6 protein-coding genes are annotated in these 8,399 nt (G+C 63.2%); 4 read left to right on the forward strand and 2 right to left on the reverse strand.

The window, feature by feature from the left end:
* Window positions 1-146 precede the first annotated feature (146 nt).
* Together NTW26_10500 and NTW26_10505 are read left to right on the forward strand one after the other, a co-directional pair.
* Window positions 147-1,370, forward strand: a complete 1,224-nt coding sequence (locus NTW26_10500; protein MCX7022680.1) for a Xaa-Pro peptidase family protein — start codon at window positions 147-149, stop codon at window positions 1,368-1,370.
* A 188-nt stretch (window positions 1,371-1,558) separates the two neighbouring features.
* Window positions 1,559-4,132 (forward strand): C25 family cysteine peptidase, encoded by a 2,574-nt coding sequence (locus tag NTW26_10505; protein ID MCX7022681.1) that lies wholly within the window; start codon window positions 1,559-1,561, stop codon window positions 4,130-4,132.
* Window positions 4,133-4,350: 218 nt separating this feature from the next.
* Here the strand turns inward: NTW26_10505 and NTW26_10510 are convergent, their stop codons facing one another.
* Window positions 4,351-4,647 (reverse strand): hypothetical protein, encoded by a 297-nt coding sequence (locus tag NTW26_10510; GenBank protein ID MCX7022682.1) that lies wholly within the window; start codon window positions 4,645-4,647, stop codon window positions 4,351-4,353.
* A gap of 14 nt (window positions 4,648-4,661) precedes the next feature.
* Window positions 4,662-5,471, reverse strand: a complete 810-nt coding sequence (locus NTW26_10515) for a metallophosphoesterase (GenBank protein ID MCX7022683.1) — start codon at window positions 5,469-5,471, stop codon at window positions 4,662-4,664.
* A 135-nt stretch (window positions 5,472-5,606) separates the two neighbouring features.
* Between NTW26_10515 and NTW26_10520 the strand changes: the two genes are divergently transcribed.
* Both NTW26_10520 and NTW26_10525 read left to right on the forward strand, forming a co-directional pair.
* Complete coding sequence (locus NTW26_10520; protein MCX7022684.1) at window positions 5,607-6,704, forward strand: DUF1028 domain-containing protein; 1,098 nt, start codon at window positions 5,607-5,609, stop codon at window positions 6,702-6,704.
* A gap of 84 nt (window positions 6,705-6,788) precedes the next feature.
* Window positions 6,789-8,399: hypothetical protein (locus NTW26_10525; protein MCX7022685.1), on the forward strand; the 1,611-nt coding region annotated here is incomplete at its 3' end.

An 8,399-nucleotide genomic window follows, 5' to 3' on the forward strand; every position in this document is an offset into this window, starting at 1 on the left:
AGCTGGCTCCTGCCCCGGGTCGGCATACCCCAATAGCCCGCCGGACCGCGCAACGCGAACGCCCCCCCACGGGGGCGTTTTCCGTTTACACCCGCCCCGGGGGGACGGTATACTCTCCCCGTTAATAAAAACCGCAAAGGAGCACCGTGCGCGAAGACCTGGACCGGCTCATGGAAGAGCGGGGGATAGACTGGCTTTTCATCGAGGGGGGGAACGGGGACAACCCCGCGATGCACTACTTCCTCGGCAACGCCCCCATCGGCTACTGCTCCCTGTGGAAACCCCGCGGCGGTCGGGCGTTCCTCTTCACCGGACCCTTCGAGCGCGAGGAAGCCAGGAGACTGCCCTTCACCGCCGTGGACACGACGAAGTACAACTACTATGAGCTTCTGGTGAAAGAGCCGGACCACCTCAAACGGGCCGTGGAGTTTATCCGCCGCATGATGGCGGACGTGGGCGTGAAAGGGCGCGTGTCGCTCTACGGTCGGGGCGGACTCGGCGCCAACTACGCCCTCTATCGGGCGCTCGACGGAGCGGTGCCCGAGGTGCAAATCGAGCCCGAGTACGAGAACGACGTGATCATCAGCGCCCGCGAGACCAAGGACGCCGAGGAAATCTCCCACATCCGGCGGGTCGGGGAAAAATCGTGCGAGGTCTACGCCGAGGTGCGGAAGCTTCTCGGTTCCGCCGAGGAACGCGGGGGGAAGCTCTTCGGTCCGGAGGGGCCGCTGACCGTGGGTGTCGTCAAGCGCTTCATCACCCTGGAACTCTTCAAGCGCGGGCTGATGGAGGACGTGGGCACCATCTTCGCCCCGGGCGACGAGGGAGGCTACCCCCACTCCCACGGGACCGATTCCCGTCAGCTCGCGGTGGGCGAGCCCATCGTCTACGATATGTTCCCCCGCGAACTGGGCCACGGGTACTACTTCGACATGACGCGCACCTGGTGCGTCGGTCGCGTCCACCCCGCGGCGGACCGGGACTACACGCTCGTCAAGGAGGTCCAGGCCGAGGTCGAAAACGCCATCGAGGTCGGAGGTTCCGCCTACTCCTACCACAAACGGGCGGCGGACCTGATCGGCCGGGCCGGCCACCCCACCATAATCTCCAACCCCGCGACCCAGGTCGGCTACTGCCACGGCCTGGGGCACGGCGTGGGCCTCGACATCCACGAAAAACCGCGCCTCGGCGGAACCGAGAAAAACCCCGACCTGATCCAGCCCGGCAGCGTCTTCACCAACGAGCCTGGGGTGTACTATCCGGATCGGGGTTACGGCGTGCGGGTCGAGGACACGCTTTGCGTCACTCCCGAGGGGAAAGTCGAGAACCTCACCTCGGAACCCAAGGCGCTTCTCGTCCCCCTGAAATAAGGATTGGAAAGCCTCCGAGTAGCAGGATATAATACGGACGTGTGGAATCGCGCCCTTGTATCACGCCCGTAGAACCTTAATCCGTAAAGCCTTTGGTGGATTTGTCTTGCCAAAGGGATTGTTTTATATTAAATAATCCTGTGGCAAGGTAAAGTATTCCGTGGCAAGGAACCGAAAAAGGGGGCCCCGTGCGTAAATATCTCTTTCTTCTTCTTCTCGTTCCCGCGATTGCCTTCGGCTACACATACTCCGTGAACCCAGCGGACGTTGGGATGGACGAGGGCCAGGGATACAGCATCCCGCGCATCCCCGGCGGCGTTTATACCAACGATGTCGGGGATCCCCATATGCCCTGGCTGCCGCTCCGGGTATCGGTTCCCGACGGAATGTCCGCCGCCGACGTGCAGGTCGTCTCCCTGAAAACCCAAGAACTGCCGGGCTACTACACGGTCCTTCCAACCCAGCAGTCGCGGCCGATCAGCAAGCCCGGCGAATTCGTGGAAAACTTCTCCCCGGTCTACACCTCCGACGATGCCTACCCCGCGCGTCCCATGGTTGCCACGGGCGGGGGTAACATCGCGGGGTACGGCGTGGCCGATATGCTCTTCTGCCCCTTCATCTACTACCCCGCATCGGGTCGGCTCGAGGTCATCACTGAAATCACCTTCAATCTCGATCTCGAGACGCTGTCCTACGAGATTCACACCCCCAAGGTCGTGACTCCGGCCACCGCCGAAGTCAACGCCGACCGGGTCCGCAGCCTCGTGATCAACCCCGAATCGGTCTGCACATCCGCCGAAATCGTGCCGCCCAAGGTAATCGGCACGGGTTTCGAGGCTGACCTCAACGAGCCCGACGAGGGCGGCACGGCCGAGTGGGTCCTCATCACCCGCGAGGAATTCGTGGACGCCTTCAAGCCGCTGGTGGATTGGAAGCTCAAGAAGGGCCTCACCACCGCCGTGGTGACGTTGGAGTACATCATCGAAAACTACAGCGGCCGCGACCAGGCCGAGGAAATCCGCAACTTCATCATAGACGCCTACGAGAATTGGTCCACCACTTACGTCGTGCTGGGCGGCGACTGCAATTTCGTCCGCGAGCGTCGTGGCTTCGCGGCGAGCGTCGGTTCGCCGGACGACAACATGATCCCCTGCGACCACTACTACGCCGACCTGGACGGCGACTGGAACTTCGACAGCGACGACTACTGGGGCGAATGGCCCGACGACCAGGTGGACCTTTACTCCGACGTCTACGTTTCGCGCTTTCCGGTGAACACGGTCGAGGAGACCACGGCCATGGTTTCCAAGACCCTCGTCTACGAGAAAAGCATCCCCGCGGACTTCCCGCTTAACACCGTCTTCTTCGCCGGGAAGCTGGACGACATCCCGACCTGGGGCGGTGACGGCAAGGACCAGGTGGCCACGCACCTTCCCGTGGACTTCCCCTACAACCACTTCTACCAGCGCGACATGGACTACACGGCCGCCGACATCATCGCCGAGTTCGAGGCCGGTCGGTCCGCCGTGGTCAACCAACTCCACCACTCCAACTACGACATCATTGGCGCCGGGTCCGACTTCATCTCCACCTCGGACGCCTACGGCATGACCAATGGCGACTACGCGGGGTGGTTCTACGCCCAGGGCTGCATGAGCGGCGGATTCGACCGCGCCCGGTGCGCAGCCGAGGGGTTGGTGCTGGCCCCCAACGGGGGATCGGTGGCGGTCATGTTCAACTCCCGCTACGGCCTCTACATGCCCGGCGATCCCAAATCCGGCGAGAGCAACCTCCTCGACGAGCAGTACTTCGCCGGCATGTTCGATGAGGGGCTGACCTCCTTCGGCGTCGCGCAGGCCTACTCCAAGGACTACTTCGTCCCCGCGGCCAAGGTGAACCCATACATGCGCTGGGTCATGTACGTTCAGAACATCCTCGGTCCCTGCGAGACGCAGGGCTGGTGCGCCGTTCCGGAAGCCCTCGTCGTCACCCACCCCACCGACTGGAGCGGCGGCGAGTTCAAGGTCACCGTCAACACCGAGAGCCACGGCCCGCTCCTCAACGCCAAGGTGTGCCTCTACAAGGACGCGGACGTCTACCTCGTGGATTACACCCGCGCTTCGGGCGAGGTCACCTTCTACCCCGACGTGCATGAGGCAGGCGAGCTCAGCGTCACCGTTAGCTACCAGGACACCTGGCCCTACGAGGGCGTTTGCCAGGTGGAGGCCAGCTCCGACGCCGATGTTACCGCGTTCGCCGGCAGTCCCACCGACGAGGGCGTGCTCCTTAGCTGGACCCTGACCGACGTCGGAGGCCTGATCGGGGTAAACCTCTACCGCGATGAGACCAGGCTCAACTCCCTCGACCTTCCCGGGGAAAGCGGCCGCTACCTCGACCGCGCACCTGACGATACGAACGCCTACTACCTGGAGCTCATCCACTCGGACGGCACCGCGTTACGCGTCGGACCGATCACGGTGACGGTGCCCGAGGGCCTCGGCAGGCTGACCCTCAGTGAGGCCTACCCGAGCCCGGCCAGCGACAGGGTGTGCATTGATGTGAACACGCCTTCCGACGGCAGGGTGACCCTGGCTGTTTACGACCTGTCCGGGCGGCGGGTGGCCACCCTCGCCGACGGTGAATTCAGCGCGGGCCGCCACACCTTCACCTGGGATTGCGCCGACTCGGCCGCGGGCGTCTACCTCTGCCGCCTGAGCACCGCCGACCGCGTCCTGACTGGTCGCCTGGTTCTCGCCCGATAAACCCGCCAAAACCAAGGAGGGCCGTAAGGCCCTCCTTTTATAATGGATTGGATACACGGTAAAGAAACACCCACCGAAAAAAGCACGCAAAGAGGGCCGTAAGGCCCTCCCTTTTTTAGGTCAACACAGAATCGGGCAATCGGTGAACGGAAGCCGACCAAAGAAACGCGCGAAAAGAGGGCCGTAAGGCCCTCCTTTCATTCCAAAAGAAGAGACGGTCAATCCGTGAAAAGAAGCCGACCGAAGGGATTCGCGTCGTAGTCAACGCGGTACCGCCGGTCCGCCGACGAATTTTTGGAAATCTCCTTGCGGCGGAAGTCGGCCCGCCAGCTGGCTCCGGGATCGGGCGAGTACGCGCCCGCAGCCGGCTCGACCACCCAGTCCGTCCAGGCCGCCTTCAGGGGCGCATCCAGCGGGTTTCCCACCCCGATCTCGAACGTGAAGGGCCCGCTCGGATTCTTCTCGTCGAGAAAGACATCGGGGAAGACGATCCCCTCCTCCCGGATACGGCCCATCAATTTGCTGGGCGTTACTCGCTTCGCTTCGTTTTGAGGTCGGTGATGGAGACCAGATCCGGCCCGTACCGCGCCTCGGATTCCAGGGGCACGATTTCCAGGGTGTAGGACTCCCCGGAAACCTTGACCACGGCGTACTGGAAGAAGTCTCCCGCCTCGATGTGGCCGCCGGATGTGCCGAGGGTGACGTAAGGAATCCCGTCAAAGACCGTGCGGCCGTACGTGTGGATATGCCCCGTGAACACCCCGTCCACGCCGTGCTCCAGAAAAATCTTGTGGAGGCGGTCCCCCGAGCCCTCGGTCAGGGTGTTGTAGATGAGCGGCTTGTGGGTGAAGATCAGGGTCAACCGTGCGTCATCGTGGGAATCCAGATCCTCCTCGAGCCAATCGAAGGTCGCCTCCGGCAGATTGACGGTGAAATACCAGCGGCTGGTATCCAGCACGACGAAGTGCACGCCGGAGTAGTCGAAGGAGTAATTGGGCTCGCACCCGGTCCACTCGCGCCAACGGTCTAGGGAGGCGTCGTCCCAGATGTCGTGGTTTCCCGGCGTCAGGTGGATGACCACGGGGACAGGCTCGATGATTTTGAAGTACTCGGCCCACTCGGCGTTGATATCGTCCTCCTCAGCGGTCCACCCCTCGATCTGGTCGCCGACCGTCATATAAAAATCGGCCCTCTCGGAGAGGCTCTTGGCGACCACGGCCTCGTAGACGCCATCCTGGTGGCTGCCGGTGCGGTCGCCGAGGATGACGAAGGTGAAGTCGTCCTCCCGGGCCTGGGCGGAGATGATGAGCACCGCCAATAGAAGCCAAATTTTGCGCATGCGGTCTCCGAGCGGCTGACACCTGTCGGGGGGCATGATACCCGACCAGAGGCGAACCCTCAAGCGTGAAAACCTGTCGCACCGGGTCACTTTTTCATATACTTGTCCCGTAACGTACTTAAGAGGGGAGTCGTCATGAGGTACCGTCCGGCGATGGGTGCGGCGATTTGCCGGGGCATTACTCGCTTCGCTTCGTTTCTCGCGATTCTCGCGTTGGCGGCGGCGTCTTTCGCCGCGGACCCGGAGGAAAAACCGATAACCTCCACCTTCTCCATCGTCGCCTTCGACCCCGAGGCCCGGGAATGGGGGGTCGCCGTCGCCTCCCGAGTGCTCGCCGTGGGTTACATCGTTCCCTGGGCTCGGGCCGAAGTCGGCGCCGTGGCCACCCAGGCGTACGCGGACCTTCGGTACGGCAGGTACGGCCTGGAGCTGATGGAGGCGGGCTTCACCGCCGAGCAGACCCTCCAGGTGCTCCAGGAGTTCGACGAAGATGCGCAGCAGCGCCAAGTGGCGGTTGTGGATTCCGAGGGTCGGGTCGCCGCCTTCACCGGCGGGGAGACCTCGGCCTGGGCGGGCGATCGGCAGGGCGAGCACTACTCCGTCCAGGGCAACATCCTGGTCGGCGAAGAGGTGCTCACCAACATGGAGCGGGCCTATCTGGAGACCGAGGGTCCCCTGGCCCGGCGCATGCTGGCGGCGCTCACGGCGGGGGACGAGGCCGGGGGCGATTCCCGGGGCAAGCAGTCGGCGGCCCTGTTGGTCGTCCGCGAAGGGGGGGGCTACCAGGCGCTCTCCGACCGCCTCGTGGACATCTCGGTGGACGACGACCCGGCTCCGGTGGCCGAGCTGGCGCGGTTTTACGACTTGTGGGAGGCGAATTTCCTCATCGAGCCCTACCTCGACTCCGCCGACCCGCGGGTTCACGGGTACGCCATGGACATCATCGAACGGACTCTGGCCGAGAAAGAGGATGCCCAGCTCTTCAACTCAATGGCCTGGGTTCTCGCCGTCCGCAAGCTGTACCCGGAGAGGGCATTGGAAATAGCCTTTCGAGCTCATGAACTGGAACCGGACGACCCGAACATCATGGACACCGTGGCCGAGGCGCACTACGCGGCGGGGAACCCCGAGTCCGCCCTGGAATGGGAGGAGAAGGCCCTCGCGCTCGACCCGGAGAACGGCTTCTACCTGGGACAGAGGGCCAAGTTCTGGGCCGCCGCGGAAGGGGAATGAGTTTACAGCTTGGCATCATGCGCCCCCTGTGATATATTCGTCCGACAACCTTACCCAGCCCGACACCTAACCCAAGGTGGACCCATGCTACCCAGACGGCTGATTATCAGTTTAATACTGTTGCTTTCGGGAGGCGCCCTGGCCCACGGGGAGGACGTCCCCACCACCCTCGATCTCGTCTCTTCGGCCTACGAGCGGGGCGAGCTCACCTACACCGACTACGCCCTCTACAAGCTCTACCTCACCTTCGGCGACGCCGACCGTATCCCCGACGCCTACCGGGGCTCGGACAGCCTGGCCGGCGTCTGCGGCACTATGTTGATCTACGACGCCAACATGTGCGTCCTCAAGGGGCTCTTTAACGAGAGCGACCTGGCCGACGCCCTGCTCTACCTCGGACGGCCCACCCAGGAAGGCACTCCCGGCGCCATCCGCGGCTACGACATCCCCGCCCCCGACATCCACCACTACGATACCCCCGAGGGCAACTTCCGCATGTGGTGGGCCGGCGTGGGGCCCCACGCCCTGTGGTATCCCCAGGATGACGACCCCCACAACGGCGTGCCCGACATCGTGGAAATCATCGGCAGCTCCCTCGAACACTCCTTCGGGGTATTCGTTGACGACCTGCTCTTCGACTACCCGGTCAAGGACGGCACCTGGTATCCCACGGGGAAGGACTACGGCTACTGTGAGGGCGACACCCAGGCGGACTGGGAGCGCTTCGACGCCTATTTCCGCAGCATGGGCGAGGACGGCATGGACCCGGGCGTCATGGCCTATGCCCAGGTGGATTACCCGTATGACGAAACTCCCCGGGCGGACGCAAGCTTCCACATGGCTTTCCGCAACACCGACAACCCCGACAGCGCTCGGGGAAGCCTGGAAACCGTGGGAGCCCACGAGCTGCACCACGGCGTTCAGTTCGGCATCGACTGGACCAACCCCTCCCATGTCAAGGAAAAAACCTCGGTCTGGAGCGAGGAGAAGGCTTATCCCACCTACAATCAGTACCAGGGCGGCCGCCTGGGCGCCTTCATGGCTTCCACCCACGTCGGCCTCACCCGCCAGGAGGGCCTGAGCTGGTACAACGGCACCATCTGGAACCACTACTTCGAGTCCCTGACTTACCAGACGCCGGCCCTCATGGACCTGATGGAGTCCTACGACCAGGTCAACCCGATCACCATGTACTGGGAAAACTACGACATGTACCAGGAGTCCACGGGGACCAACATCGAGTTCAACGACGCATACGATAAAATCTTCCGCGCAGCCTTCCCCGACATTGAGTTCGAGGACGACATGGGCGGCCTGGCCTACGCCTTCGGCGAGTTCGTCGAGTGGAACTGGTTCACCAACCACCGCAGCGCTCATCTTTCGGGCAATTCGGCCAACAACAACGGCTTCTACTACATTGACGACCTGAACCCCGACGAGGACAACCCGGTCGCGTACCCCGAGGTCAGCGACAACGTGCCCGAGGGAACCCGGGAATTCACCGGGGATCAGGTCGTCTCCGGCGTGGACGTCGAGCTCAAATACTACCCGGGGAACATCTACCACTGCCCCGACGGTCTCGGCTCGACGTACTTCCACATCATCCAGCTCGACTCCATCCCCGACGACGCGGTCTTCGCCTTCAAGGCCTACCCCGAAAACGAGGTGGATTCCCGTTACTGGGGCGGATCCTAC

It is taken from the genome of bacterium, assembly GCA_026398675.1.
Classification (GTDB): domain Bacteria; phylum RBG-13-66-14; class RBG-13-66-14; order RBG-13-66-14; family RBG-13-66-14; genus RBG-13-66-14.